The sequence below is a fragment of the Mycobacterium neglectum genome (assembly GCF_002591975.1).
Taxonomy (GTDB): domain Bacteria; phylum Actinomycetota; class Actinomycetes; order Mycobacteriales; family Mycobacteriaceae; genus Mycobacterium; species Mycobacterium neglectum.
This window is the reverse complement of the sequence record NZ_NVQE01000030.1, coordinates 44704-70918: the sequence shown is the minus strand read 5'-3', so window position 1 is coordinate 70918 and position 26215 is coordinate 44704. Positions and strand designations below refer to the sequence as shown.

The following is a 26215-nucleotide window of genomic DNA, read 5'->3' as shown; positions in this document are numbered from 1 at the left end:
GCTCCTCTGTCGGCGGCGGGGGCGGCGGTGGCGGAGTCGTCGTGGTGATCTCGTCCTGCACCGGAGGCGGAGGCGGTGTGCTGGTCGTGGTCTCCGGCGTCGCGAGGCTACTGGTATCGGTCCGGGTCACCAGCACAGACACCGACACGACCAGCGCGATCGCCGCGACGATGGCCACGACCCCGACCACCCAGGGCCACCGCGGCGGCTCGGTCGGTTCGACGTGCTCGCTGGGCTCGTAGCTGTCGTAGTCATACAGACCTGAATTCGCAGGTACGTAGGGACCGCTGGTGAACTGTTCGGACTCCGGGGCCGAATACGCCTGCGAATAGGCGTCGGTTTCGCTGCTTTCCGGCCTACCGGGACTGCTGCCCGGCTCCTGACCAGGAAGATCGTCCCCTTCGTGATCCGGGGGGTTCGGCCCGCTCATCTACGCCTATCCTTCTCGACTCACATGCCTCGGCAACACTACCCAAACACCTGATCCGGATACCTCTCACAGCACGGAGAACCGACGAAGTAGTGCCCCGATTGTGACCTTGTCGGGGGATGGTATTCGCCCCGGCCGGGCGTCAGTGCTTTTCGGGTCCGGTGTAGTACTCGAACACCAAGCCGCCGACGGTCGTCAGCACGAAACAGGCACCGGCCACGATGAGCCACGGGAGCCAGAGTGCGACACCCACGGCGGTGACGGACGCCGACAGCGCGATGAAGATCGGCCACCAGCTGTGCGGGCTGAAAAAGCCCAGCTCGCCGGCGCCATCACTGACCTCGGCGTCTTCGTAGTCCTCGGGCCGGGTATCGAGGCGCCGGGCCACAAACCGGAAGAACGTACCGGTGATCAACGTCAGCCCCGCGGTCAGGACCAATGCGGTGGTACCCGCCCACTCGATACCGCCGTACTGGAACATCGCGGTCAGCACGCCGTAGACGATGGCGGACAGGACGAAGAACGCGGTCAGGAACTCGAAAAGCCTTGCTTCGATATGCATCTGGTGTCCCCTACTTGCTGGCCTGCGTGAGCTTCGGTGCCTGCTCGCCGCGACGAGTATCGAACGGCTGTGTGGTGACTGCCAGTGGATTCTGGTTGATGGCCTGCAGCGCCTCGGCGTTGGTCCTGCCGTCGATCCGCTGCTCCAGGTACGCCTTGAAGTCGTTGGGCGACACCACCCGCAGCTCGAAGTTCATCATCGAGTGATACGTGCCGCACATCTCCGTGCAGCGGCCGACGAACGCACCCTCCTGGTTGATCTCGGTGATCTGGAAGATGTTGTCGGAGTTGTTCGCCTCGGGGTTCGGCATCACGTCGCGCTTGAACAGGAATTCCGGCACCCAGAAGCCGTGGATGACGTCGGCTGAGGCGATCTGGAACTCGATGCGCTTACCCGAGGGGACCACCAGGACCGGAATCTCGGTCGACGTGCCGAGCGTCTCGACCTTGTCGAAGTTCAGATAGGTGCGGTCTTCGGGGTTTTTGCCCGCGATGGCACCGAACTCGCCGCCGTGCGAACCGGCTTCGCCGCCTTCCGGGCTCTCCAGCCCTTCGGGCCCGGATGCAAGGGCTTCCTTGCGCTCCGGGTCGGCTCCGTCGTAGTTGAAGGTGCCGTCCTGGTAGTTCACCTTCTGATAGCCGAATTTCCAGTTCCACTGGAATGCGGTGACGTCGATGACGACGTCGGGGTTGGGCTCCTTGTGCAGCATCCGCTCCTGCACCACGACGGTGAAATAGAACAGCACCGAGATGATCAGGAAGGGCACCACGGTGAGCACCAGCTCAAGCGGCATGTTGTAACCGAACTGGCGGGGCAACTCGGTGTCGCCCTTCTTGTGCCGGTGAAACGCCGAGGTCCAGAAGATCAGGCCCCACACGATCACACCGACAACCAGCGAGGCGATCACCGAGCCGATCCACAGCTCCCGGTTGAGATGCGCCTCGGGGGTGATGCCGCGGGGCCATCCGAGGCCGAGAACCTCAGACCAGTCACACCCGCTGAGCAGCACCGTCATGCTGCCGAGTACGACCGATAACGCCACCACCTTCACACCGCGAGGTGTCACGCTGGCGCCTCCTAGAAGTCGGGACAGAAAGCCGAATACTACGCAGCGTAGACCACCTCAGGACGCAGGTCTCGACACACCTCGACGATTAGGCATACTGGCTCGGTGTGCGGACTGCTGGCCCTGGTTACCGACCCGTCCGGTGAGGTCTCTGCTGACGTCATAGCCGCGGTTTCGGGCGCGTCGCACTTGATGCGTCACCGCGGTCCAGATGAACCGGGCACGTGGTCGGACGAGCGCACGGTGCTCGGGTTCAACCGACTCTCGATCATCGACATCGCCCACAGCCACCAACCGCTGCGCTGGGGTCCGCCGGAGTCCCCCGACCGATACGTCCTGGTGTTCAACGGCGAGATCTACAACTACCTCGAGTTGCGGGAGCAGCTGCGTACCGAGCACGGCGCGGTATTCGCAACCGACGGCGACAGCGAAACGATCGTCGCCGCCTACCACTACTGGGGTACCGAGGCGCTGACCCGGCTGCGCGGCATGTTCGCCTTCGCCCTGTGGGACACCGTCGAAGGTGAATTGTTCTGTGCCCGAGATCCATTCGGCATCAAGCCGTTGTACATGGCGACCGGTGTCGGCGGAACAGTTTTCGGCAGCGAGAAGAAGTGCCTGCTCGATCTGGCCGGGATCATCGGAATTGACCTCGGCATCGACGAGCGCGCCACGCAGCACTACACGGTGCTCCAGTACGTGCCCGAACCCGAGACGCTGCACCGCGGCGTGCGCAGGCTCGAATCGGGCAGCTACGCCCGCGTGCGGCCGGGCCGGCCACCCCAGGTGACGAGGTATTTCACCCCGCGGTTCGCCGCGGTTCCTTTTGCGTCCGGCGACGAACGCGCGCGCTACGACGAGATCACCGCGGTCCTGGAGGACTCGGTGGCCAAGCACATGCGCGCCGATGTCACGGTGGGCGCATTCCTGTCCGGCGGCATCGACTCCACCGCAATCGCCGCCCTGGCGATGCGGCACAACCCGCGGCTGATCACGTTCACCACGGGCTTCGAACGCGAGGGCTACTCCGAGGTCGACGTCGCCGTAGCGTCGGCCGAAGCCATCGGCGCACGGCACGTGACGAAGGTGGTGAGCCAGGCCGAGTTCGTCGCCGCACTGCCCGAAATCGTCTGGTATCTCGACGAACCCGTCGCCGACCCGGCATTGGTCCCGCTCTTCTTCATCGCCCGCGAGGCCCGCAAGCACGTCAAGGTGGTGCTGTCGGGCGAGGGCGCCGACGAACTGTTCGGCGGCTACACCATCTACCGAGAACCGTTGTCCCTGCGTCCGTTTGACTATCTGCCGCGACCGGTGCGTCGGTCACTGGGCCACGCATCGCGGCCGCTGCCCGAAGGGCTGCGCGGCAAGAGCCTGCTGCACCGGGGATCGCTGACGCTCGAGGAGCGCTACTACGGCAACGCGCGCAGCTTCTCCGATGCGCAGCTGCGCGCGGTACTGCCCGGCTTCAGGCCGGAATGGACCCATACCGATGTCACCGCACCGGTCTACGCCGCATCCGACGGCGCCGATCCGGTGGCCCGCATGCAGCACATCGACCTGTTCACCTGGCTGCGCGGCGACATCCTGGTCAAGGCCGACAAGATGACGATGGCCAACTCGCTGGAGTTGCGAGTGCCGTTCCTGGATCCCGAGGTGTTCGCGGTGGCGTCACGGCTTCCGCTGGAGCAGAAGATCACCAGGACCACCACGAAGTTCGCGCTGCGCCGGGCCTTGGAGCCGATAGTGCCCGCGCACGTGCTCAACCGCCCGAAGCTGGGCTTCCCGGTACCCATCCGGCACTGGCTGCAGGCCGGCGAACTTCAGGACTGGGCGTATCGGACGGTCGCCACATCGGCGGCAGGCGAGCTCATCGATCTGAGCGCCGTCACCCGGATGCTCGACGAACACCGAAGTGGCGTAAGCGATCACAGTCGGCGGCTATGGACGGTGCTGATCTTCATGCTGTGGCACGCCATCTTCGTCGAGCACAGCGTGACCCCGCAGATCAGCGAGCCGACCTACCCCGTCCAGCTGTAAGCACGCGCGACGCCGCTATCTGCCTGCGCCGAGCGCCTCCGAGATTTCGGTGCCCGCCTCGGCGCCGTACGCGTCGGTCAGCCGCTGCACGGCTTCCTCGCGGTCCCAGCTCCACTCCTGCGGCCCTGGCGCCTCGAACACGAGAACGGCGACCAGCGACGCCAGCTGCGCCGAACGCTCATCGCTGAGCCCGGCGCTGCGACCGGTGAGGAAACCGGCGCGGAACGCGTCGCCGATTCCGGTCGGGTCCGCTTGATGCTTTTCCGGCACGACGTCGACGTGGATGAAGGTGCCGCTCGAGCTGACGAGGTCGACGCCCTTGGGCCCCAACGTCGTGATCCGCATGCCGATCTGGCTCATCACCTGAGCCTCGCTCCAGCCGGACTTCTGCAGCAACAGATCCCACTCGTAGTCGTTGGTGAACAGGTACGTCGCGCCGTCGATGAGCTTGCGAATCTCCTCGCCCGACAGCCGGGCCAGCTGCTGCGACGGGTCCGCCGCGAATGCCAGGCCGAGCTTGCGGCACTCCTCGGTGTGCAGGAACATCGCGTCGGGGTCGTTGGCGCCGACGATCACCAATTCCGGTGTGCCGACCCGCTTCACGACGTCAGCCAGGGAGATGTCGCGCGCCTCGGACATCGCCCCGGGATAGAAGGACGCGATCTGCGCCATGGCCTCGTCGGTCGTGCACACGAACCGCGCGGTGTACGCGGTCTCGGAGACGAGCACGCTGCCGGTGTCCACGCCTACCGCCTCGAGCCACGAGCGGTACTCGTCGAAGTCCCGACCCACAGCACCGACCAGTGCGACATCCCCGCCCAAAACGCCGATGGCGAAGGCCATATTGCCTGCGACACCGCCACGATGCACGACCAGATCGTCGACCAGGAAACTCAGCGACACCTTCTGAAGATGCTCGGGCAGGAGCTGTTCGGAGAATTTCCCAGGGAACCGCATCAGATGGTCGGTCGCAATCGACCCGGTCACCGCAATGGTCACGAAACGTCACCCTTCATTTATTAAGCCGTCTAGATAATCTTACTCAGCGGGCTCCCCCGCGAGGTGCGCTAACCTGCGTACGAGTACCCGTTGGGCCACTGTAGACAGACCAATTCCGACACACACTTCTGGGGAGCAAATACATGTCCGGTCCGTACCCGCCCGAATACGGCGTCGGTCCGACCGGCCCGCAAATGTATCCGGGCACGGGTCCGCAACCGTTTCCTGCGCAGCCCTTTCCGGAACCGTATCCAGAGAACGTCGGATCGCCGTATCCGGGAATGCTGCCGCCCCCGGTGCCGTATCCGAAGAAGCGACGCTGGCCACTGATCGCCGGCGCGCTGCTGGCGGTCCTCGTGGTCGCGGCGACGGTGGCGGGAATCGTGCTCGCCACCAGCGGCGGCGATGGGGCTTCGGGATCCGGCACGCTGACCGACGCGTCGGCCAAGGCGGCGATCCAGGAGTATCTGGATGCGATGACCAACGGTGACGACGAGACGGTCGCCAGGCACACGTTGTGCGGGATGTTCGACGCGGTCAGGGAACGCCGTTCTGACCTGGCGCTGGCCGGCCTGGCCAGCGACGCCTTCCGCCAGCAGTACGGACGCGCCGAAGTGACGTCGATCGACAAGGTGGTGATGTGGTCGCCGCATCAGGCGCAGGTGCTGTTCACCATGCAGATCGAGCCATCGGGTACCTCCCGGCGCGGACAGCCGCGGACCGAAGGCGAACAACAAGGCGTGGCACAGCTGCTCAACCAGAACAACGAGGTGCTGGTCTGCTCGTACCTGCCGCGGACGGCCGGTCAGTACTGAATCAGTTGAACGAATCGCCGCAGGCGCACGAGCCCGTGGCGTTCGGGTTGTCGATCGTGAAGCCCTGCTTCTCGATGGTGTCGACGAAGTCGATCACGGCGCCCTGTACGTAGGGCGCGCTCATCCGGTCGATGATCAGCGCGACGCCGCCGAACTCGGCGCTCACGTCGCCGTCCAGCGACCGGTCGTCGAAAAACAGGTTGTAACGCAGCCCGGCGCAGCCGCCCGGCTGCACGGCGATGCGCAGGGCCAGATCGTCACGGCCCTCCTGGTCCAGCAGCGCCTTGGCCTTGGCGGCAGCGGCATCGGTCAGCTTCGCGCCATGGGTGGCGGTTCCGGTGGCCGACTCTTCCTGAACAGTCATTACGTCTCCTGTGTGGCCTCAACAACGTGCGGCGTACTACGTCAACGGTACCTTGTCTCGGCCCTATTCCCGACTTTGTCCCCAGGTCCCGCCGGGCGCTTGTGCCGTCGGAGGCGGCCGGAAGTTAACCTGACAGGCGTGAACCTGCTGGGCCGAAAGAAAGACAACGCGCGGACACCGGATTCCAATGTGTCCGAAGACACCGCCGAGACCGGCCTCGAGGGCGAGTCCGGCGAATCCAGGACCACCGCGCCCAAGGGCAGACCGACGCCCAAACGCAGCGAGGCCACCCGCAAGCGCGGCCCGGTGGCGCCAGCGCCGATGACCACCTCCGAGGCGCGCAAACGCCGTAAGGAAGCGCGCACCAAGCTGAGCCGCGAGGAGCGCAAGGCCGACAAGGTCACGCGCCGCGCGGACATGGCGGCACGCCGCGAAAAGATGATGGCCGGCGACGACGCCTACCTGCTGCCGCGGGACAAGGGTCCGGTGCGTCGATTCGTCCGTGACGTGGTTGACTCCCGGCGCAATGCGCTCGGCTTGTTCATGCCCGCCGCGCTGGTGCTGATCTTCGTGATGCTCTCGGTGCCGTCGGTCGCTGTGCAGCAGCTCATCTCCCCCGCCATGCTGGTTCTGGTTCTCATCATGGTCATCGACGGGTTCATCCTCGGCCGCAAAGCGAACCGCCTGGTCGACGAGAAGTTCCCCGACAACACCGAGAGTGGTTGGAAATTGGGCTTTTACGCGGCCAGCCGCGCCTCGCAACTGCGCCGCATGCGGGCGCCCCGGCCGCAGGTGGAGCGCGGCAACAAGGTCACCTGAGCCCAGTGCGCATCCTGGTGCTCGGTGGCATCCGGTCGGGCAAGTCGCAATGGGCGGAGTCCGAGATCGCCCAGATCACCGAGTCGCGCGACACGGCGGCCGTGCGCTACCTGGCCACCGGACCCGTCGCGACAACGGATGCCGAATGGTCAGCGCGGGTCCAGACACACCGCCGTCGCCGGCCGTCGAGCTGGTCCACGGTCGAAACCGCTGATATCGCAATGCAGTTGCGCTCAGACGACGCCACGGCGACCGTGGTCGACGACATCGGCGGATGGCTGACCGCGGCGATGGATCGGACACACGCCTGGATCGGCGGATCCGTTTCAGCCGACGTCGACGACCTGGTCGACGCGGTGGGTTCGTTCGGTTCAGCGCTGGCAGTCGTCTCACCTGAGGTCGGGCTGACCGTGGTGCCTGCCACGGAGGCCGGGCGCCGGTTCGCCGACGAACTCGGTACCCTCAATCAGCGGCTGGCCGCGGTGTGCGACCGGGTGGTGCTCGTCGTCGCCGGTCAGCCCGTCACGGTGAAGGACTCGGTGGGATGACCGACTTCGATGCCGTCGCGCCACCGGACGCCGACATCGCCGTCGCGGCACGTGCCCGGCAGGCGAACTTGATCAAACCACCGGGCTCGCTTGGCAGGCTGGAGGCCCTGTCGGTCTGGGTGTCGTCGTGTCAGGGCGTTTGTCCGCCTCGCCAGTTCGAGCGGGCGCGGGCGGTGGTGTTCGCCGGCGACCACGGCGTCGCGGCGGCGGGTGTATCCGCCTATCCAGCTGAGGTCACCGCGCAGATGGTCGCCAACTTCGACAGGGGCGGCGCTGCGATCAACGTCCTCGCCGCGGCGGCGGGCGCGACAGTGCGCGTGGTCGACATCGCCGTCGACGCCAAGGAGTCGCTTACCCCGTCGATCGGTGCGCACAGGGTCCGCCGCGGCAGCGGCAACATCGCCGTCGAGGACGCGTTGAACGACGACGAGGTTGCCGCAGCGCTCGATGCCGGACGGCGTATCGCCGACGAAGAGGTCGACTCGGGTGCAGACGTCCTGATCGTCGGCGATATGGGCATCGGAAACACCACGCCCGCAACGACTCTCATTGCCGCGCTGACCGATTCCGAGCCGGTTGCGGTCGTCGGTCGCGGTACCGGCGTCGACGACGCGGGGTGGGCCCGCAAAACCGCCGCCATCAGGGACGCGCTATTTCGGAGCCGCGGATCGGCGGGCGATCCCGTTGCGCTGCTGCGGGTTTGCGGTGGGGCTGATCTGGCGGCGATGGCGGGATTCTGTGCCCAAGCCGCGGTCCGGCGCACACCGCTGCTACTGGACGGAGTGGTGGTGACGGCCGCGGCGCTGGTGGCCGAGGAGCTCGCGCCGGGTGCCAAGCAGTGGTGGCAGGCGGGCCACCGGTCCACCGAGCCGGCGCATGCGCTGGCGCTGCAACGACTGGACCTCGAACCCATCGTCGATCTGCAGATGCGGCTCGGCGAGGGCACCGGTGCCGCGGTGGCGCTTTCGGTCGTGCGGGCCGCGGTGGCGACGTTGTCGTCGATGGCGACCTTCGATGAGGCCGGTATCACCAGCCCACCCGATAAGCCGTGATCCGCTCGGTCGCTGGCGCGCTGGCGTTCGGGACCGTGCTGCCGGTGCGCTCGTCAGTGCCGTTCGGCCGGGGTGCGCTGACCGCGCTTCCGCTGGTGGGCGTGGCGTTGGGAGCCGCGGCGGCCGCGACGCTGTTGGCGTCGGAGTGGGCCTTCGGACGATCGAATCCGCTCGGTGGCGTGCTCGCGGTCGCCGTACTCCTGCTCGCCACCCGCGGCCTGCATGCCGACGGACTGTCGGATACCGCTGACGGCCTCGGCTGCTATGGGCCGCCGCACCGCGCGCTGGAGGTGATGCGCGACGGGTCGGCAGGGCCGTTCGGCGTGGCGGCGTTGGTGGTCGTGCTCCTGGCGCAGGCCTTCGCGTTCACGGCCGGTAGCGCCGTCGGTGTGATCGTCGCGGTGACGGCCGGGCGGGTGGCCGCGGTGCAGGCCTGTCGCCGCTCGGTACCTGCCGCGGAGGGGAGTTCGCTCGGGGGCAGGGTCGCGGGCACCCAACCGATCGCGGTGGCAGGGATATGGATAGTCGTGGTCGCGACGGCGGCAATGGCGGCGGGCCCGCGACTGTGGCAGGGACCGCTGGCCGTCCTCGTCGCGCTCGCGTGCGGCGCCGCGCTGGTGGCGCACTGTGTGCGGCGATTCGGTGGCATCACCGGCGATGTGCTGGGTGCGGCGGTCGAAATCACGACGACGGTGGCCGCCGTCGGGCTGGCGATCGGCCCGCATTAGAGGCCCCAAGAATCTGTCAAGAATTCGTCAAGGGCGGCATCGGAGTCTTTTCCCAACCCACAACGGGGATCGATAACCGAGAGGAACCGCAATGCCTACCTTCCGCCACCTCACCGCTTTGATCGGCGCCGCTGCCGTCGCGTCCACCCTGGGCATCGCCGCACTCGTCAGCGCCGGCGCCGCAGGCGCCACCACCACCGACGACATGTTCGTCAGCGTGCTCGCCGACGAAGGCATCACGCCGCCCTCGACCGAGGAAGCGGTCAGCCTCGCCTTCGACGTCTGCTCGATGTTCGACAAGGGCCAGTCGCTGTACGACGCCGTCGACTCCGTCTCCACCACCACCGATTTGGTGGCGGAGGACTCCGCGTTCTTCGTCGGCGCGTCAGTCGCCACCTACTGCCCCGAGCACGACGCTGCCCTCAGCTAGCAGCGCACACTCACGAACCGGGGACCCCACTGCGGTGGGGTCCCCTGGTCGTTTCTAGCTCAGCCGTGCCATCCAGCCGTGCGTGTCAGCGAACGTGCCGCGCTGAATTCCGGTCAGCGTGTCACGCAGCGCCATGGTGATTTCGCCTGGGCCGCCGTCGGCGATGGTGAATTCGCCGTCGGCGTGCTTGACGCGGGCGACGGGTGTGATGACCGCGGCGGTCCCGCATGCGAACACCTCGGTGATCTCGCCTGCCGACGCCTTCTTCTGCCATTCGTCGACGTCGATCTTGCGTTCCTCGACGGCGAATCCGGCGTCGGTTGCCAACTGCAGCAACGAGTCTCGTGTGACGCCGGGCAGTATCGAGCCGCTCAGCTCAGGCGTCACCAGGCGTGCAGATCCCCCGCTGCCCAATACGAAGAACAGATTCATGCCGCCCATCTCTTCGACATAGCGGCGTTCGGCGGCATCCAGCCACACCACCTGGTCGCAATCGTTGTCGGCAGCCTGCGCCTGCGCGAGCAGCGATGCGGCGTAGTTGCCACCGAACTTGGCCGCCCCCGTGCCGCCGGGGCAGGCGCGCACGTACTCCGTCGACAGCCACACGCTGACCGGCTTGATGCCGCCCTTGAAGTACGCGCCGGCAGGCGACGCGATCACCATGTACCGATACTCGTTGGCCGGCCGCACGCCGAGGCCCGGCTCGGTGGCGAACACGAACGGCCGCAGGTACAGCGACTCCTCGCCGCCCGCCCGTGGCACCCACTGCTCGTCGACGGCGATCAACTGGCGCAGCGACTCAATGAACGCCTCTTCGGGCAGTTCGGGAATCGCGAGGCGTCGGGCTGAGGTCCGAAGCCTGCTTGCGTTCGACTCCGGCCGGAACGACACGATGGACCCGTCGGCCCAGCGGTAGGCCTTGAGGCCCTCGAAGATCTCCTGGGCGTAGTGCAGCACGATCGCGGACGGGTCGAGTTCGATCGGCCCGTACGGGGTCACCCGCGCGTCGTGCCAGCCCTTGCCCTCGACGTAGTCGATCGACACCATGTGGTCGGTGTGGAATTGGCCGAATCCGGGATTGGCCAGGATCGATGCCCGTACCTCGTCGCTCGCCGGGGTTGCGTTGCGCGTGGCGGTGAACTCGAGGGGGCGGTCAGTCATGCAGCGATTGTATATCCGCTGACTACCGAGTTTTCGGCTCGACGAATGGGTGCCTAGCGCGTCCTCGCGCGGACAAAAGGCGGAGGCACGACCTCACATTCGACGGCGCGGCCGCGGACATCGACCGACACCCGTTGTCCGTCGGCGATATCGGCGTCGGTGTCGATCAGCGCGAGTGCGATGCCGACTTTCAATGTCGGAGAGAAGGTTCCCGATGTCGTGATGCCGACCTGACGGTCCCCGTCGAGCACGGTGAGGTCGGGCCGCAGCACCCCGCGACCGACGGCCTTCAATCCGCGCAGCAGCCGTCGCGGTCCGGCCTCCTTTTCGGCCAGCAGCGCCTCACGGCCCCAGAATTCGTCCTTCTTCCAGCCGACGGCCCAGCCGCACCGCGCCTGCAGCGGCGACAGTTCGAGGGACAGTTCGTGGCCGTGCAATGGATAGCCCATCTCGGTGCGCAGGGTGTCTCGGGCGCCAAGGCCCGCCAGCTCTCCCCCGGCCGAACCGACGGCATCGACCAGTGCGTCGAACACCACGCCGGCCTGATCCCACGGCGGCAGCAGTTCATAGCCGTGCTCGCCGGTGTAGCCGGTGCGGCACACCCGCACGGGGACACCGCTGAATTCGGCGTCGACATAACCCATGTAGTCCATATCGGCCGCCAGTCCCAGTGCACCCAGGACTTCGGGTGACTTCGGTCCCTGCACCGCCAGGACGGCATGGGACCGGTGCTCGTCGGTGATCGTGAGCCCGGCGGGGGCACGTTCGGCCAGCGCGGCGACGACGGCCGCGGTGTTGGCCGCATTGGGCACCAGGAAGATCTCGTCGTCGGACACGTAGTACGCGATCAGGTCGTCTATCACTCCGCCGGAGTCGGTGCAGCACAACGTGTATTGCGCCTTACCCGGCCCGATGCGGCGCAGATCGTTGGTGAGCGCGGAGTTGACATAGAAGGCCGCGCCGGGACCGCGCACCAGTGCCTTGCCGAGGTGACTCACGTCGAAAAGACCGACGGCCTCGCGCGTTGCGGTGTGCTCGGTGACCGTGCCCGCGTAGGAGACGGGCATCAGCCAGCCGCCGAATTCGGCAAAGCTGGCACCGAGCTGGCGATGACGTTCGTCGAGGGGGCCCTGCAAGACTTCGCTCGGTTGCGTGTTCTCCACGGAAATCCACCCTAATCGCGGCGTCGACGCTGGCAGACTCGGGTCGTGGTCGATTTCGATGCCCTGGAGGCAGCCGGAATCTCAAATGCTCGCCACCGCGCGGCTTTGATCGATTACCTGGACAAACTCGGGTTCTCAGCCGACGAGATGGTCGAAGCCGAGCGCCGAGGTCGGCTCTTCGGCCTGGCAGGCGATGCCTTGCAGGGACCCGGCCGCCCGGCCTACAGCCTGCGTACGGCCGCCGAGGCGCTCGGGGTGACACTGCCCGAGGTGGCGACGGCGTGGACCGCGTTGGGGCTGACGATCGCCGACCCCGACGCGCTCATGCTGAGTCAGATGGATGTCGACGGACTCGCGACGTGGGTGGCCTGCAAGGCGCTGGTCGGCGACGTACCGGCACTCGCGTTTCTGCGGATCCTCGGGAACGCGATGTCCCGGGTCGCCGAGGCGGGCGGGACGATGGTGCGAATGGCGCGGCCCGACCTGTTGATGGCGATCAGCGGCGACGAGCTCACCACGGCGATGGCATACCGCGAAATCACGGAGATCACCCACACCTTCGGCGTGCTGATCGACGCGGTCTTTCGGCAGCACATCGTCAGCGCCCGAACTCATTTCGAGGGCGTCATCACCGACGCGTCGGCAACCGTGACGTGCGGAGTGGGATTCGCAGACCTGACCGGCTTCACCCAGCTCACGCAGGTGATGGACCCGACGGACCTGTTCGACCTGCTCACCGACTTCGGCGGCTCGGTCTCGGACATGGTGCACACCGACGGCGGTCGCGTGGTGAAGTTCATCGGCGACGAGGTGATGTGGGTGACCTCGACGCCCGAACTGCTGGTCAAGGTGGCGATGGATCTCGTCGAGCACCCCCGCGCCCGTGAGACCGGGCTGCAGGTGCGTGCCGGGCTCGGCTTCGGCGAGGTACTGGCCATCGGTGGCGACTATTTCGGAAATCCGGTGAACCTGGCGGCCCGCCTCGTCGCGGCGGCGGCGCCCGGCCAGATCCTGGCGTCGACCGATGTCCGCGACCAGCTGCCCGACTGGACAGCGATTCCACAGGAACCGTTGACTCTCAAAGGTTTCGACGATCCGGTGCTGGCCTACGACCTGCACATGTCCCGCTGAGCGCTAGGGTTATCGCTCGTGAGTCCAGCAAATTCCGGTTATCAGGCCCCCACCGTCACCGTCAGCGCCTCGCTGCCCAAGCGCAAGGTCGACGCCGTGCTGATCGTCGGCGTGGTCAGCGGGTCCGACGATGACGCCAGGGCTTCAGTGGCTTCAGTCGTCGCGAATCCTTTCCTCGACGCCGAGGCCGTCGGCGAGATCGAGGTGGCCCTCGAAGCGCTCGGCGCCAAGGGAACCCCAGACCAGATCACCCGGGTGATCGCGCCGTCGCTCCCGGTGACCAGTGTGGTGACGGTCGGGCTGGGCAAGGACCGCGACGCGTGGCCCGCCGACGTCATCCGCCGCGCCGCGGGGGTGGCCGCGCGATCGCTGAACGGTGTCGAGGCGGTCATCACCACGCTGTCCGACATCGACCTGGGCGCCGCGATCGAAGGTTTGATCCTTGGCGCCTACCGGTTCAGCGAGTTCCGCAGCGAGAAGACCGCACCCAAGGACACCGGGCTGCGCGCCATCACCGCGCTGGCGGTCGACACGAAAGCCAAGGCGAAGGACGCGGCGGTCAGAGCCGCCGATATCGCGACGGCCGTGGCGACGGCCCGCGATTTCGTGAACACCCCGCCGAGTCACCTCTATCCCGCCGAATTTGCCAAACGCGCAAAGGCTTTGGGCGAGTCCGCAGGTCTTGAGGTCGAGGTGCTCGACGAGAAGGCGCTGTCCAAGGACGGCTACGGCGGGATCGTCGGCGTCGGCAAGGGCTCCTCACGCCCGCCGCGGCTGGTTCGGCTCGCCTACCGCGGCGGCAAAGGCAAGAAGTCCAAGAAGGTCGCGCTGGTCGGCAAGGGCATCACGTTCGACACCGGCGGCATCTCGATCAAGCCGGCCGCCAACATGCACCACATGACCTCGGATATGGGCGGGGCGGCCGCCGTCATCGCCACCGTGGTGCTGGCCGCCAAGCAGAAGCTCCCGATCGACGTCATCGCGACAGTGCCGATGGCGGAGAACATGCCCTCCGCGACGGCGCAGCGGCCCGGCGACGTGCTCACCCAATACGGCGGCATCACCGTCGAGGTGCTCAACACCGATGCCGAGGGCAGGCTGATCCTGGCCGACGGCATCGTGCGAGCCTGCGAGGACGACCCCGACTACCTGATCGAGACGTCGACGCTGACGGGCGCCCAGACCGTGGCGCTCGGTGCGCGCACCCCCGGCGTCATGGGCAGCGAGGAGTTCCGCGATCGGGTGGCGCAGCGTAGCCAGCAGGTCGGCGAGAATGCGTGGGCCATGCCGCTGCCCGAGGAACTCAAGGACGACCTCAAGTCGACGGTGGCCGATCTGGCCAACGTGAGCGGTTCGCGCTACGCCGGAATGCTGGTCGCCGGTACGTACCTGCGCGAGTTCGTCGCCGACGGGGTCCAGTGGGCACACATCGACATCGCGGCGCCGGCATACAACACCGGCGGTCCGTGGGGTTACACCGGCAAGGGTGGTACCGGTGTGCCGACGCGGACGATGTTCGCCGTCCTTGAGGACATCGCGGAGAACGGCTAGTCAGAGAACCTTGCCGCGGGCGGTGCTGCGCATCACCTGCGGAAGCGCGCGGGACACGCCGTACACGAGGTACGCCTCGGGCGCGACGGGCCGGATCGCCTTGTTCTTCTTGACCGATGACACGATGGCCTTGGCAACCTTATCGGGACCGTAACGCCTTAATGCGAAGGCCTTTTCGATCTGCTCGCGACGCTTTTCGACCTTCCCCGCCTTGCCGGCGGGGACGTCGAACCGCGTGGTGTGCACGATGTTCGTATCGATGAACCCGGGGCAGATCGTCGTGAGTCCGATGCCCGCCTGGTCCAGTTCGGCGCGCAGACAGTCGCCGAACATGAAGACGGCCGCCTTACTTGTGGAGTAGGCGTTCATCGACTGTTGCGGCGAGTACGCCGCCATCGACGACACGTTGACGACGTGCCCGCCCGCGCCGCGATCGACCAGTCGACGGCCGAATGACCTGCAGCAGTTGACGACTCCGCCGAAGTTGATGTTCAGCACACGGTCGTACTCGTCGCGTGGCGTATCGAGGAACATGCCGGTATGGCCGACGCCCGCATTGTTCACGACGACGTCGGGAACACCGTGATCGGCACACACCGTCTCGGCGAACTGCTCGACGGCTTCGGCATCGGCGACGTCAAGGGTGTACGCATGGGCCACCCCGCCCCGCGACGCGATCGTGGCGGCGGTCTCCTTCACGCCTGCCTCGTTGACGTCGCTGACCACCAATTCGGCACCCAACCGGGCGAATTCGAGTGCGGTAGCGCGACCGATGCCACTGCCCGCTCCGGTGACGGAAACCAAAGTGTCACCGAATTCCTCGCGCGGCCGGCCGGCCTGCGCCCGCAACAGCTCTCTGCTGGCCGGCTTGCCCTCGAGGAGGTCGGTCAGTTGGTGTACCGAGCGCGCGATCGTCGCGGGATGCGACATCGGCGACCAGTGGCCCGCGTGGATGTCGCGGCGCCACAGCCGCGACACCCATTTGTGGGTGTCGGCGTAGACGTAGGGCCGCACGAACGGATCGTTCGTGTTCACGATGACCTGCACCGGCACGTCGATGTACGGATCGCGCTTGGGGGGCAGGTATGAGCGGAAGTAGTTGGCGCCGTAAACCTTCGAGCTGCGGGCGGCGTCGGTCTTGTAGGTCTGCGAATGGTGGACCTGCTCGTCGGGTATGCCGTCGCGGTTCTTCAGCATCATCGTGACGCGGTCGGCCAGGACGTTGCGGACGATCATCGGCGCGAACCCGGGTATGGACAACACGCCCATGTACGTCAGCCGCCCCAACTGGCCGAGGGCCTGGGCGAACCGGCGCGGACGGTACGGCTGCTTGAGACTGCCCAGGACGAAGCGGTTGGTGTGATCGGCACTGGGGCCGGACAACGACGTGAACGACGCCACGTGGTCTTGCGCATCGGGCCGGGTGAGGTACTCCCACATGCCCGCCGATCCCCAGTCGTGAGCCAGCACATGCACTCTCTCACCGGGCGCCACGGAGTTGATCACCGCGGCGAAATCGTCGGCGTAGCAGGACATCCGATATTCGGAGGTCGTTTTCGGGGCCGATGAGTTCCCGACTCCGCGGTTGTCGTAGCGCAGTATGCGGAACCGGTCCGCCAAAAACGGGGCGACGCCATCCCACAGCACATGGGAATCGGGCCAGCCGTGGACCAGGACGATCGTGGGCCCGTCGGGGTTGCCTTCTTCGTAGACCGCGATCTGAACTCCGCCGCTGCTGTCGACGAATCGCTCGATAGCCTGCGCCGTCGCTGTCATGGCACCTCCCGCGAGTTAGTGGGACCGCTGGTACCGTATCAGCCTTCGAGCTCCTCACGGGCGGCCCGTTTGCGCTCGATCCGGCGTCGAGCGTCGTAGTCGCGCATCCGCTGCGGGTACCCGACCTTCTGGACGTCGTAGACCGGAATGTCGAGCCGATCCGACAGCCGGCGAGCTCCGGCATCTCCCCCGGCACGCCGCCTCGTCCACTCGCCGTCGGCGGCCACCAGGACGACCGTGACCTCGGTGACGGCTGTTTTCGGCTCGACGAAGGCTTCCACCCCATGGTGGTCAGCCACCCACTGCCGGAGGTATTTCAAATCCGCGGCTGGGTCATTTCCGCCGCTTTTGCCCTTGCGCGCACCGCGCGAGAATCTGTCGAACAAACCCACCTCGGGTCGCACTCCCTTCGTCTACCTCCTTCGATAGTGCCAGAGCATCGGCTCACCGACTCTGCGACGAAAGCTTGGTACGGACGTGACAGGATGGGAACAGACAAATCGACCACCTGCGACAGACCGTTCGAGGGAGCCCAAAAGCATGGCCATCTCCGTTCAGATGCCCGCACTCGGAGAGAGCGTTACCGAGGGGACTGTCACCCGCTGGCTCAAGCAGGAGGGAGACACGGTCGAGGTCGACGAACCGCTGCTCGAGGTATCCACCGACAAGGTCGACACGGAGATCCCCTCACCCGCGGCCGGTGTGCTGCAGAAGATCGTCGCCCAGGAGGACGACACCGTCGAGGTGGGCGGCGAGCTCGGGGTCATCGGCGAGGCGGGCGAATCCAGCAGCGACGACTCCGGACCCGACGAGAAGTCTGACGACGAGCCTGCAGCGCAGGCGGAGCCCGCCGCCGAAGAGCAGGAGGCAGAGCCCGAGCCCGAGCCCGAGCCGGAACCGGAACCGGAACCCGAGGCCAAGCCGGCAGCCAAGTCGTCGGGCAAGGCGACATCGGTGAACATGCCGGAGCTCGGCGAGTCGGTGACCGAGGGCACGGTGACCCGGTGGCTGAAGAAGGTCGGCGACACCGTCGAGGTCGACGAGCCGCTGGTCGAGGTGTCCACGGACAAGGTCGACACCGAGATCCCCTCGCCGGTCGCCGGAACGCTGGTCTCGATCACCGCCGAAGAGGACGACACCGTCGAGGTCGGGGGCGAGTTGGCCAAGATCGGCGACGCGGATGCCGCAGCCGAGTCAGAACCCGAGCCCGAGCCCGAGCCCGAGAAGGAACCCGAGCCCGAGCCCGAACCCGAGAAGGAACCCGAGCCGGAGCCCAAGCCCGAACCCAAGCAGGAGCCCAAGTCCGAGCCCAAGCCCGAGCCCAAGCAGGAGCCGAAGCCCGAGCCCAAGTCCGAGCCCAAGCAGGAGCCCGCTGCGGAGGCGCCGTCAGGTGACGGCTCGCCGTATGTCACTCCGCTGGTTCGGAAGCTGGCTGCGGAGAACAACGTCGACCTCGCGTCGGTGAAGGGAACCGGTGTCGGCGGGCGGATCCGCAAGCAGGACGTCGTCGCAGCCTCGGAAGCCAAGAAGGCCCCGGCCGCCAAGGCGCCGGAGGCACCCGCACCCAAGGAGGCGCCCGCACCTGCCGCCGCCCTTGCGCATCTGCGTGGCACCACGCAGAAGGCCAACCGGATCCGTCAGATCACCGCGAAGAAGACACGCGAATCCCTACAGGCCACAGCGCAGTTGACGCAGACCCACGAGGTCGACATGACCAAGATCGTGGCGCTGCGGGCACGCGCGAAGAACGACTTCGCCGAGCGGGAAGGCGTCAACCTGACGTACCTGCCGTTCATCGCCCGCGCAGTCATCGACGCGCTGAAGACGCATCCGAACGTCAACGCCAGTTACAACGAAGAGTCCAAGGAGATCACCTACTACGACGCCGAGCATCTGGGCTTCGCGGTGGACACCGAGCAGGGCCTGCTCTCACCGGTGGTCAAGAACGCCGGGGACCTGTCGCTGGCCGGGCTGGCACGCGCGATCGCTGACATCGCCGAGCGGGCACGCTCGGGCAACCTGAAGCCCGACGAACTGTCCGGCGGCACATTCACCATCACCAACATCGGCAGCCAGGGCGCACTCTTCGATACTCCGATCCTGGTCCCGCCGCAGGCGGCGATGCTGGGCACCGGCGCGATCGTGAAGCGGCCGCGGGTGATCGTCGACGCCTCGGGGAACGAGTCGATCGGTGTGCGGTCCGTCTGCTACCTGCCGCTCACCTATGACCACCGGCTGGTCGACGGTGCGGACGCCGGGCGTTTCGTGACCACCATCAAGCGTCGCCTCGAAGACGGCGCATTCGAGGCCGATCTGGGTCTGTAGGTCGACCGGGAAGGACTGCCGCCTGTCGTGTCCGACACCGTCATTGCTATCGCCGGATCTTCCGGCCTGATCGGTTCCGCGTTGGTGTACGCCCTGCGGGCGACCGATCGCCGGGTACTGCGGATCGTGCGCCGCGCACCGTCCAACGCCGACGAGGTGTTCTGGAACCCGGACACCGGCGAGTTCGACCCGAGCACGTTGTCGGGGGTCGACGCCGTGGTGAATCTGTGCGGCGTCAACGTCGCCGACAAGCGATGGTCGGGTGCGTTCAAGCAGAGTCTGCGCGACAGCCGCATCGGTCCGACTGAGGTGTTGTCTTCAGCCGTCGCTGAGGCCGGCGTGCCCGTGCTGATCAATGCCAGCGCCGTCGGTTACTACGGCGACACCGGTAGCCGCACCGTCGACGAGACCGCACCGGCAGGCGCCGGATTCCTGGCCCAGTTGTGTCAGGACTGGGAGGCCGCGGTGGCACCGGCCGAGAATGACGGCGCCAGGGTGGCGACGCTGCGCTCGGGCCTGGTGCTGACGGAGGCCGGCGGAGTGCTCGGCCGACTCAAGACGCTGTTCTCGCTGGGCCTGGGCGCCCGCCTCGGTAACGGACGCCAGTACATGCCCTGGATCAGCCTCGAGGACGAGGTGCGCGCCATATTGTTCGCGATCACCCACGACGGATTGTCGGGTCCGGTGAATCTGACCGGACCGGCGCCGGTCACCAACGCCGAATTCACCGCCGCCATGGGCCGCGCGGTGAATCGCCCCACACCAATGATGGTGCCGGGCTTTGCCTTGCGGGCCGCGTTCGGCGAGTTCGCCGACGAGGGCCTGCTCGGCGGCCAGCGCGCCATTCCCGCCGCATTGGAGCGTTCCGGATTCGAGTTCCACCACAACACGATCGGCGAGGCGCTGGCATTCGCCACCGCGCCCAAGGCCGGCTAGCGCGTACCGTCAAAGTCATGGCGCCAGCGTCCATTCGGTCGACGACCGCATCCATCGAGGTACAGCGACTGGGCACCGTCGACTATCGACAGGCCTGGCAACTGCAGCGCGACCTGGCCGATGCACGCATCGCCGGTGGACCCGACACACTGCTGCTGCTCGAGCATCCGTCGGTCTACACCGCAGGCAAGCGCACACTGCCCAGTGAAAGGCCCGGCGTGTCCGACGTTCCGGTAATCGATACCGATCGTGGCGGCAAGATCACCTGGCACGGCCCCGGACAGTTGGTCGGATATCCCGTCGTCGGTCTGGCTGAGCCGCTGGATGTGGTGAATTTTGTTCGGCGCCTTGAGGAATCGCTGATCAAGGTGTGCGCAAGCCTCGGCCTGGAGACCGGCCGGATCGAGGGCCGCTCCGGGGTGTGGGTGCCCAGGCAAGGTGGGCGCCCGGCCCGCAAGGTGGCCGCCGTGGGCATCCGGGTGTCGCGGGCGACGACGCTGCACGGGTTCGCACTGAACTGCGACTGCGACCTCTCCGCGTTCTCGGCGATCGTGCCGTGCGGCATCTCCGATGCCGGCGTCACGTCGTTGACCGCCGAGTTGGGCAGGCAGGTCGGCGTCACAGATGTCCTCGAACCGGTGGCTGCGGCCGTCGGTGATGCCCTAGACGGCCGCCTGTCGGTAGCATTGACGCAGTGACAGTAGCTCCGGAAGGCCGAAAGCTCCTGCGTCTCGAGGTGCGCAATGCCGAGACGCCGATCGAGCGTAAGCCGCCATGGATCAAGACGCGCGCGAAGATGGGGCCGGAGTACAAGGAGCTCAAGGCGCTGGTGAAGCGCGAGGGCCTGCACACCGTGTGCGAAGAGGCGGGCTGCCCGAACATCTTCGAATGCTGGGAAGACCGCGAGGCCACCTTCCTCATCGGCGGTGAACAGTGCACCCGCCGCTGCGACTTCTGCCAGATCGACACCGGCAAGCCGGCCGAACTCGATCGCGACGAACCGCGCCGCGTCGCCGAAAGCGTGCAGGCGATGGGGTTGCGCTATTCGACGGTCACCGGCGTGGCCCGCGACGACCTTCCCGACGGCGGCGCCTGGCTGTATGCAGAGACCGTGCGCGCGATCAAGGAACTCAACCCGAACACCGGGGTGGAGTTACTGATCCCCGATTTCAACGCCGAACCGGACCTCCTGGCGCAGGTGTTCGCCGCCCGTCCAGAAGTGTTGGCGCACAACGTCGAAACGGTACCCCGCATCTTCAAGCGGATCCGGCCGGGCTTCCGCTACGAGCGCAGCCTTTCGGTACTGACCGCGGCGCGCGCCGACGGCCTGGTCACCAAGTCCAACCTCATCCTCGGCATGGGTGAGACTCCCGACGAGGTCCGGACGGCACTGACCGATCTTCACGAGGCGGGTTGCGACCTCGTCACCATTACCCAGTACCTGCGGCCGTCGGTGCGGCATCACCCGGTGGAGCGCTGGGTCAAGCCCGAGGAGTTCGTCGAGCACGAGCGGTTCGCGACCGAGGTCGGCTTCGCGGGCGTGCTCGCCGGCCCGCTGGTGCGGTCGTCGTATCGGGCGGGCCGGCTGTATGCGCAGGCGGTCGCGACCCGACCGTCGGAAGCCGACACCGGAGCCGCCGCGGCGGCGACATCGCACTCCGTATCCTGAACCAATGGCGAAATCCCGCAAACCCGCTGCCAACAAGGCGGCCAAGGCCGAGGCCAAGGCAGCCCGCAAGGCGGCGTCCAAGCAGCGCCGCAGTCAGCTGTGGCAGGCGTTCCAGATTCAGCGCAAAGAGGACAAGCGGCTGCTGCCCTACATGATCGGCGCGTTCGTGCTGATCGTGGCGGCTTCGGTGGTGCTCGGCATCTTCGCAGGTGGGTTCACCACGTACATGATGATTCCGCTGGGAGTCGTGCTGGGAGCACTCGTCGCCTTCATCATCTTCGGGCGTCGTGCGCAGAAATCGGTCTACCGCAAGGCCGAGGGCCAGACCGGTGCGGCCGCGTGGGCGCTGGATAACCTTCGCGGCAAGTGGCGGGTGACTCCCGGCGTTGCGGCCACCGGCCATTTCGACGCGGTGCACCGGGTGATCGGACGCCCCGGCGTGATCTTTGTGGGTGAAGGCTCGGCGAGCCGGGTCAAGCCGCTGCTGGCGCAGGAGAAGAAGCGCACCGCCCGACTGGTCGGCGACGTGCCGATCTACGACATCGTCATCGGCAACGCCGAGGACGAGGTTCCGCTGGCCAAGCTCGAACGCCACCTCAACAAGCTGCCCGCCAACATCACCGTCAAGCAGATGGACTCTTTGGAGTCGCGCCTGGCCGCGCTGGGCACCAAGATCGGCCCCGCCGCGATGCCCAAGGGGCCACTCCCCGCGCAGGCCAAGATGCGCGGCGTCCAGCGCACGGTCCGACGGAAGTAGCCGCAGACATCCGGGGGGAACCAGTTGTGTAGTGCGTGCGAGTGGGCGCCGCACTTCGCTGCGTTCGGTCGTACTGGTAGCACGCATCTGACACGTCGCACCTTGCTGACGGCCGCAGCCGTCACGGTGGCGGTGACAGCGGCGGGCTCGTGTTCGGTACAGCCCGGCCCCGAACCTTTGCCTGCCGACTTCGTGTTCCGCAACGGCCCGATCTATACGGTCTCGACCGCGGCACCGTGGGCGCAGGCCGTCGCCGTCACGGGCAACGCGATCAGCTATGTCGGCGACGAGGCAGGCGCGATGGCGCTGGCCGGACCGGACACCAAGGTCATCGACCTCAAGGGCCGACTGCTCATGCCCGGGTTCGTCGAGGGCCACATCCATCCGTTCCTCGGGGCGTTTCTGACCACGGGTGTCGATCTGCAGGTACCGACGGGAGCCGATGCGCTGGCCGCGATCGACAAGTACGCCAAAGAGAATCCCGACGGTCCGATCCGCGGATTCGGTTGGCGCGTGGACATGTTCGGCCCCGAGGGACCCACCCGCGCCGACCTGGACAAGGTGCTGCCGGACCGTCCCGGTTTCTTCTTCGCCATCGACGGGCACAGCCTGTGGGCCAACAGCAGGGCCCTCGAAAAGGCGGGCATCACCCGCGAATCCGAGGACCCGATCCCCGGATTCAGCTACTACGTGCGCGACGAGAACGGCGAGCCCACCGGGTACGTGCTCGAAGTCAATGCTGTCCTCGGACTGGTCAATGCCATCGAACCGATCTCACCGGAGACGATGGGTTCCCTGATGGAAGCGTGGTTGCCGAAGGCTTCGGCGGCCGGCATCACATCGGTGTTCGACGCGGGCGTGCCCCCCATCGGTGATGACCAGGGCGCCTTGATCGAGCTGTACGCCGATGCGGAGGCCAAGGGGGCGTTGCCGTTCCGCGTGGTCGCCTCCTACAGCGTGAAAGAGGCACCCGTCGACGATGCGGTTGCCAAGCTGACCGATATCCGCAACCGGATCTCGACCGAACTGGTCGGGGTCGGCGCGGTGAAGGTGATCGGCGACGGCACGCAGGGCGGGTACACCGCCTGGCTGATCGAGCCCTATGCCGACAAACCCGACTCCACCGGCGCATCCCCGTTCACCGAAGATCAGTGGCATCAGTTGGTCGGTGACGTCGACGCCGCCGGATTCGACGTGCACGTCCACGCGTGTGGCGAACGCACCGCACGAACGGCTCTGGATTCCATCGAGCGCGCCATCGCGGCGAACCCACCCCGCGACCGCAGACACACCGTTGCGCATCTGGTCTACGTCCAGGATCCCGACAGCCAGCGGTTCGGAGAACTCGGCGTCGTCGCCCAGTTCTCCGCGAACTGGATGTCGGCCGACCCCGACACCGTGACGAATATGGCTGCGCGCTACGGGCAGCCCCGACAGGACCTCTTCTACCGCACGCAGGACGTACTGCGCTCCGGTGGCCGCATCTCGCTGGGGACCGACTGGCCGGCCGCGGGCTACTTCTCGACCTACAAACCGCTGGATTCGATCCAGATCGGAGTGACGCGTCAGCTCATCGGGAAGCCCGACGCCGACGTGCTGGCGCCCGCCGACCAGCGGCTGTCAGTCGCCGAGGCGGTGCACGCCAACACCCTCGGTGCCGCCTACCAGATCCGCTTGGAGGACAAGGTGGGCTCGCTGGAGGTCGGCAAGCTCGCCGACGTGATCGTCCTCGACAAGAACATCCTGGAGATCGATCCGCACGACATTCACCAGGTGAAGGTCACGATGACCATGATGAACGGCCAAGTCCGCCACGAGGGCTGAGGAGTCAACGCCTGACGACGGCGGTGTTCGTGAAGCGGTCCTGGTAGCCGCGCAGATCGCTGTCGGTGAACAGTGCCGGGATGACGAAGAACACCAGAATGCCCCGCACGGTCGCGCGGCCGAGCCCGACGTGAATCCGGTTGTCCACCGACGCCACCCGCACGCCGAGTGCCAACTGACCCGGTGTGAAGCCGAAGAGTCGCACCGAAATGATGCCGAGCACGACCCAGACCACCGCGATGGAGGTGGAACCCATCGGGCTGTACAAGAAGGTCTGCTGGTTCATCAGCCCGAGCGCGACAAGTAGCCCGACTAGTCCGTAGGCGATGAACCAGTCGATCAGTAACGCGCCGATGCGCCTACCGAAACCGGCGATCGAGCCGGGGCCGGATTCGGGCAAACCAAGGCGCTGACCGGGATATTCGTTGAGTCCTGATTCGCTGCCCGGTTCGGACCCCGACAGCCAGGACCCCAATGCGCGGGCCATACTGTCAGGATATGCGCTGCGGCATTGCGTAACTTCGGCGCAACATGAGGTTGATGACGGTGCAACATCCTGTCCATAGCGTCAACGCGCGGGTTACCAGATATAAGGAGAGTTCTCAGTGGCAGAAAAGACGGCTGACGACGTCATCAAGTTGATCAAGGACGAGGAAGTCGAGTACGTCGACATCCGATTCTGCGATCTGCCCGGGGTGGTTCAGCACTTCTCGATCCCGGCATCCGCGTTCGACGAGAGTGTCTTCGAGGACGGTTTGGCTTTCGACGGTTCGTCGGTGCGCGGCTTCCAGTCGATCCACGAATCCGACATGATGCTGTTGCCCGACCCCGAGACTGCGCGCATCGATCCGTTCCGCTCGGCCAAGACGGTGAACCTCAACTTCTTCGTGCACGATCCGTTCACCCGCGAGGCCTACTCGCGAGACCCGCGCAACGTGGCCCGCAAGGCCGAGAACTACCTCACGAGCACCGGCATCGCCGACACCTGCTTCTTCGGTGCCGAGGCCGAGTTCTACATTTTCGACTCGGTGAGCTTCGACTCGAAGATGAACGGCACGTTCTACGAGATCGACTCCGAGTCCGGCTGGTGGAACTCGGGCGAGCCGTTCGAGGCCGACGGGTCGCCCAACCGTGGTTACAAGGTGCGCCCCAAGGGCGGATACTTCCCCGTCGCACCGTATGACCACTACGTCGACCTGCGCGACCAGATGTGCACCAATCTCCAGAACGCGGGCTTCATCCTGGAGCGCGGTCACCACGAGGTGGGCACCGCAGGACAGGCGGAGATCAACTACAAGTTCAATACGCTGCTGCACGCGGCCGACGACCTGCTGCTGTTCAAGTACATCATCAAGAACACGGCATGGCAGGCCGGCAAGACCGTGACGTTCATGCCCAAGCCGCTGTTCGGCGACAACGGCTCCGGAATGCACGCCCACCAGTCGCTGTGGAAAGAGGGCCAGCCGCTGTTCCACGACGAGTCCGGCTACGCGGGCCTTTCGGACACCGCCCGCCACTACATTGGCGGCATCCTGCATCACGCGCCGTCGCTGCTGGCGTTCACCAACCCGACGGTGAACTCGTACAAGCGTCTGGTGCCGGGCTACGAGGCCCCGATCAACCTGGTGTACAGCCAGCGCAATAGGAGTGCGTGCGTTCGCATTCCCATTACCGGCAACAACCCGAAGGCCAAGCGCCTCGAGTTCCGTTGCCCGGACAGCTCGGGCAACCCGTACCTGGCGTTCGCGGCGATGATGATGGCCGGCCTGGACGGCATCAAGAAGAAGATCGAGCCACAGAGCCCGGTCGACAAGGACCTCTATGAGTTGCCGCCGGACGAGGCCGCCAGCATCCCGCAGGCTCCGACCTCGTTGTCCGCGGTTATCGACAAGCTCGAGGAGGATCACGAATACCTCACCGAGGGCGGCGTTTTCACCGAGGACCTGATCGAGACCTGGATCTCCTACAAGCGTGAGAACGAGATCCTGCCTGTGCAGATCCGGCCGCACCCGTACGAGATCGCCCTCTACTACGACGTTTAGTCGGCTCGCCGACGCGACGTTTAGTCGGCT

At 66.5% G+C, this 26215-nt stretch carries 25 protein-coding genes and 1 pseudogene; 16 read left to right on the top strand and 10 right to left on the bottom strand.

Going from position 1 to position 26215, the window contains the following annotated elements; all coding sequences use genetic code 11:
- The 3 genes and pseudogenes from CSQ99_RS21490 to ctaC all read right to left on the bottom strand — a co-directional run.
- Positions 1-430: pseudogene (locus tag CSQ99_RS21490) on the bottom strand (hypothetical protein); the annotation flags it as partial.
- A gap of 142 nt (positions 431-572) precedes the next feature.
- On the bottom strand, positions 573-992 hold the full coding sequence (locus CSQ99_RS21485) for a cytochrome c oxidase subunit 4 (RefSeq protein WP_099041023.1): 420 nt from the start codon (positions 990-992) through the stop codon (positions 573-575).
- Positions 993-1002: 10 nt separating this feature from the next.
- Positions 1003-2085: an aa3-type cytochrome oxidase subunit II gene (ctaC, locus tag CSQ99_RS21480; RefSeq protein WP_483869967.1), complete on the bottom strand. Its 1083-nt coding sequence runs from the start codon at positions 2083-2085 to the stop codon at positions 1003-1005.
- A 78-nt stretch (positions 2086-2163) separates the two neighbouring features.
- Between ctaC and asnB the strand changes: the two genes are divergently transcribed.
- A complete protein-coding gene (gene asnB, locus CSQ99_RS21475; RefSeq protein ID WP_099041021.1) occupies positions 2164-4095 on the top strand; it encodes an asparagine synthase (glutamine-hydrolyzing) in 1932 nt (643 codons plus the stop codon).
- A gap of 15 nt (positions 4096-4110) precedes the next feature.
- Here the strand turns inward: asnB and CSQ99_RS21470 are convergent, their stop codons facing one another.
- Positions 4111-5094: a carbohydrate kinase family protein gene (locus CSQ99_RS21470; protein ID WP_099041020.1), complete on the bottom strand. Its 984-nt coding sequence runs from the start codon at positions 5092-5094 to the stop codon at positions 4111-4113.
- 143 nt (positions 5095-5237) lie between these two features.
- Between CSQ99_RS21470 and CSQ99_RS21465 the strand changes: the two genes are divergently transcribed.
- A complete protein-coding gene (locus CSQ99_RS21465; protein ID WP_099041019.1) occupies positions 5238-5909 on the top strand; it encodes an Rv0361 family membrane protein in 672 nt (223 codons plus the stop codon).
- Position 5910: 1 nt separating this feature from the next.
- Here CSQ99_RS21465 and CSQ99_RS21460 read toward each other — a convergent pair whose 3' ends face one another.
- Positions 5911-6273 (bottom strand): HesB/IscA family protein, encoded by a 363-nt coding sequence (locus CSQ99_RS21460; protein WP_099041018.1) that lies wholly within the window; start codon positions 6271-6273, stop codon positions 5911-5913.
- A gap of 189 nt (positions 6274-6462) precedes the next feature.
- On the opposite strand from CSQ99_RS21460, the gene CSQ99_RS21455 reads away from it, so the two are divergent.
- The 5 genes from CSQ99_RS21455 to CSQ99_RS21435 all read left to right on the top strand — a co-directional run bounded on the left by CSQ99_RS21455 (position 6463) and on the right by CSQ99_RS21435 (position 9850).
- Positions 6463-7092, top strand: coding sequence for a DUF3043 domain-containing protein (locus CSQ99_RS21455; protein WP_425437848.1), 630 nt, complete (start codon positions 6463-6465; stop codon positions 7090-7092).
- A gap of 5 nt (positions 7093-7097) precedes the next feature.
- A complete protein-coding gene (locus CSQ99_RS21450; protein ID WP_099041016.1) occupies positions 7098-7640 on the top strand; it encodes a bifunctional adenosylcobinamide kinase/adenosylcobinamide-phosphate guanylyltransferase in 543 nt (180 codons plus the stop codon).
- Complete coding sequence (gene cobT / locus CSQ99_RS21445; protein ID WP_099041015.1) at positions 7637-8692, top strand: nicotinate-nucleotide--dimethylbenzimidazole phosphoribosyltransferase; 1056 nt, start codon at positions 7637-7639, stop codon at positions 8690-8692. Before CSQ99_RS21450 ends, cobT begins: the two co-directional genes overlap by 4 nt.
- Positions 8689-9420 (top strand): adenosylcobinamide-GDP ribazoletransferase, encoded by a 732-nt coding sequence (locus CSQ99_RS21440; RefSeq protein WP_099041014.1) that lies wholly within the window; start codon positions 8689-8691, stop codon positions 9418-9420. Before cobT ends, CSQ99_RS21440 begins: the two co-directional genes overlap by 4 nt.
- 91 nt (positions 9421-9511) lie before the next feature.
- Complete coding sequence (locus tag CSQ99_RS21435; protein WP_099041013.1) at positions 9512-9850, top strand: DUF732 domain-containing protein; 339 nt, start codon at positions 9512-9514, stop codon at positions 9848-9850.
- A 54-nt stretch (positions 9851-9904) separates the two neighbouring features.
- On the opposite strand, the gene CSQ99_RS21430 is transcribed toward CSQ99_RS21435, so the two are convergent.
- On the bottom strand, positions 9905-11011 hold the full coding sequence (locus tag CSQ99_RS21430) for a branched-chain amino acid aminotransferase (protein WP_099041012.1): 1107 nt from the start codon (positions 11009-11011) through the stop codon (positions 9905-9907).
- A gap of 53 nt (positions 11012-11064) precedes the next feature.
- The gene (gcvT, locus tag CSQ99_RS21425; RefSeq protein ID WP_099041011.1) at positions 11065-12174 is read right to left on the bottom strand and encodes a glycine cleavage system aminomethyltransferase GcvT; all 1110 of its coding nucleotides are present in this window, start codon (positions 12172-12174) and stop codon (positions 11065-11067) included.
- A gap of 45 nt (positions 12175-12219) precedes the next feature.
- Between gcvT and CSQ99_RS21420 the strand changes: the two genes are divergently transcribed.
- The gene (locus CSQ99_RS21420) at positions 12220-13305 is read left to right on the top strand and encodes an adenylate/guanylate cyclase domain-containing protein (protein ID WP_099041010.1); all 1086 of its coding nucleotides are present in this window, start codon (positions 12220-12222) and stop codon (positions 13303-13305) included.
- 18 nt (positions 13306-13323) lie between these two features.
- The gene (locus tag CSQ99_RS21415; protein WP_099041009.1) at positions 13324-14856 is read left to right on the top strand and encodes a leucyl aminopeptidase; all 1533 of its coding nucleotides are present in this window, start codon (positions 13324-13326) and stop codon (positions 14854-14856) included.
- On the opposite strand, the gene CSQ99_RS21410 is transcribed toward CSQ99_RS21415, so the two are convergent.
- Both CSQ99_RS21410 and CSQ99_RS21405 read right to left on the bottom strand, forming a co-directional pair.
- A complete protein-coding gene (locus CSQ99_RS21410) occupies positions 14857-16632 on the bottom strand; it encodes an SDR family oxidoreductase (protein WP_099041008.1) in 1776 nt (591 codons plus the stop codon). It lies immediately after the preceding gene.
- A gap of 38 nt (positions 16633-16670) precedes the next feature.
- The gene (locus tag CSQ99_RS21405) at positions 16671-17024 is read right to left on the bottom strand and encodes an oxidoreductase (RefSeq protein ID WP_099041029.1); all 354 of its coding nucleotides are present in this window, start codon (positions 17022-17024) and stop codon (positions 16671-16673) included.
- 148 nt (positions 17025-17172) lie between these two features.
- On the opposite strand from CSQ99_RS21405, the gene sucB reads away from it, so the two are divergent.
- The 6 genes from sucB to CSQ99_RS21375 are packed head-to-tail and all read left to right on the top strand — an operon-like array spanning position 17173 to position 24143.
- Positions 17173-18957 carry a 2-oxoglutarate dehydrogenase, E2 component, dihydrolipoamide succinyltransferase gene (gene sucB / locus CSQ99_RS21400; protein WP_099041007.1) on the top strand — a complete coding sequence of 595 codons (1785 nt, stop codon included), beginning with the start codon at positions 17173-17175 and terminating at the stop codon, positions 18955-18957.
- A gap of 27 nt (positions 18958-18984) precedes the next feature.
- A complete protein-coding gene (locus CSQ99_RS21395; RefSeq protein WP_099041006.1) occupies positions 18985-19893 on the top strand; it encodes a TIGR01777 family oxidoreductase in 909 nt (302 codons plus the stop codon).
- A 17-nt stretch (positions 19894-19910) separates the two neighbouring features.
- Positions 19911-20591, top strand: a complete 681-nt coding sequence (lipB, locus tag CSQ99_RS21390; RefSeq protein ID WP_099041005.1) for a lipoyl(octanoyl) transferase LipB — start codon at positions 19911-19913, stop codon at positions 20589-20591.
- A complete protein-coding gene (gene lipA / locus CSQ99_RS21385; RefSeq protein WP_099041004.1) occupies positions 20588-21562 on the top strand; it encodes a lipoyl synthase in 975 nt (324 codons plus the stop codon). The genes lipB and lipA overlap by 4 nt, the downstream gene beginning before the upstream one ends.
- Before the next feature lie 4 nt (positions 21563-21566).
- A complete protein-coding gene (locus tag CSQ99_RS21380; RefSeq protein WP_099041003.1) occupies positions 21567-22319 on the top strand; it encodes a DUF4191 domain-containing protein in 753 nt (250 codons plus the stop codon).
- A gap of 24 nt (positions 22320-22343) precedes the next feature.
- A complete protein-coding gene (locus CSQ99_RS21375) occupies positions 22344-24143 on the top strand; it encodes an amidohydrolase (protein ID WP_176561136.1) in 1800 nt (599 codons plus the stop codon).
- A 4-nt stretch (positions 24144-24147) separates the two neighbouring features.
- On the opposite strand, the gene CSQ99_RS21370 is transcribed toward CSQ99_RS21375, so the two are convergent.
- Entirely contained in the window at positions 24148-24630 is a 483-nt protein-coding gene (locus CSQ99_RS21370) for an RDD family protein (RefSeq protein WP_099041001.1), read from the bottom strand.
- Between the two features lie 118 nt (positions 24631-24748).
- Here CSQ99_RS21370 and glnA point away from each other — a divergent pair, with 118 nt between their 5' ends.
- The gene (glnA, locus tag CSQ99_RS21365) at positions 24749-26185 is read left to right on the top strand and encodes a type I glutamate--ammonia ligase (protein WP_099041000.1); all 1437 of its coding nucleotides are present in this window, start codon (positions 24749-24751) and stop codon (positions 26183-26185) included.
- Positions 26186-26215: the final 30 nt, after the last annotated feature.

Coding starts and splice junctions, on each gene's coding strand:
- CSQ99_RS21485 (WP_099041023.1), bottom strand. CDS start 992: ATGCATATCGAAGCAAGGCTTTTCGAGTTCCTGACCGCGTTCTTCGTC.
- cobT (WP_099041015.1), top strand. CDS start 7,637: ATGACCGACTTCGATGCCGTCGCGCCACCGGACGCCGACATCGCCGTC.
- lipB (WP_099041005.1), top strand. CDS start 19,911: ATGGCGCCAGCGTCCATTCGGTCGACGACCGCATCCATCGAGGTACAG.
- CSQ99_RS21465 (WP_099041019.1), top strand. CDS start 5,238: ATGTCCGGTCCGTACCCGCCCGAATACGGCGTCGGTCCGACCGGCCCG.
- CSQ99_RS21430 (WP_099041012.1), bottom strand. CDS start 11,011: ATGACTGACCGCCCCCTCGAGTTCACCGCCACGCGCAACGCAACCCCG.
- CSQ99_RS21460 (WP_099041018.1), bottom strand. CDS start 6,273: ATGACTGTTCAGGAAGAGTCGGCCACCGGAACCGCCACCCATGGCGCG.
- sucB (WP_099041007.1), top strand. CDS start 17,173: ATGGCCATCTCCGTTCAGATGCCCGCACTCGGAGAGAGCGTTACCGAG.
- CSQ99_RS21410 (WP_099041008.1), bottom strand. CDS start 16,632: ATGACAGCGACGGCGCAGGCTATCGAGCGATTCGTCGACAGCAGCGGC.
- CSQ99_RS21380 (WP_099041003.1), top strand. CDS start 21,567: ATGGCGAAATCCCGCAAACCCGCTGCCAACAAGGCGGCCAAGGCCGAG.
- CSQ99_RS21370 (WP_099041001.1), bottom strand. CDS start 24,630: ATGGCCCGCGCATTGGGGTCCTGGCTGTCGGGGTCCGAACCGGGCAGC.
- CSQ99_RS21435 (WP_099041013.1), top strand. CDS start 9,512: ATGCCTACCTTCCGCCACCTCACCGCTTTGATCGGCGCCGCTGCCGTC.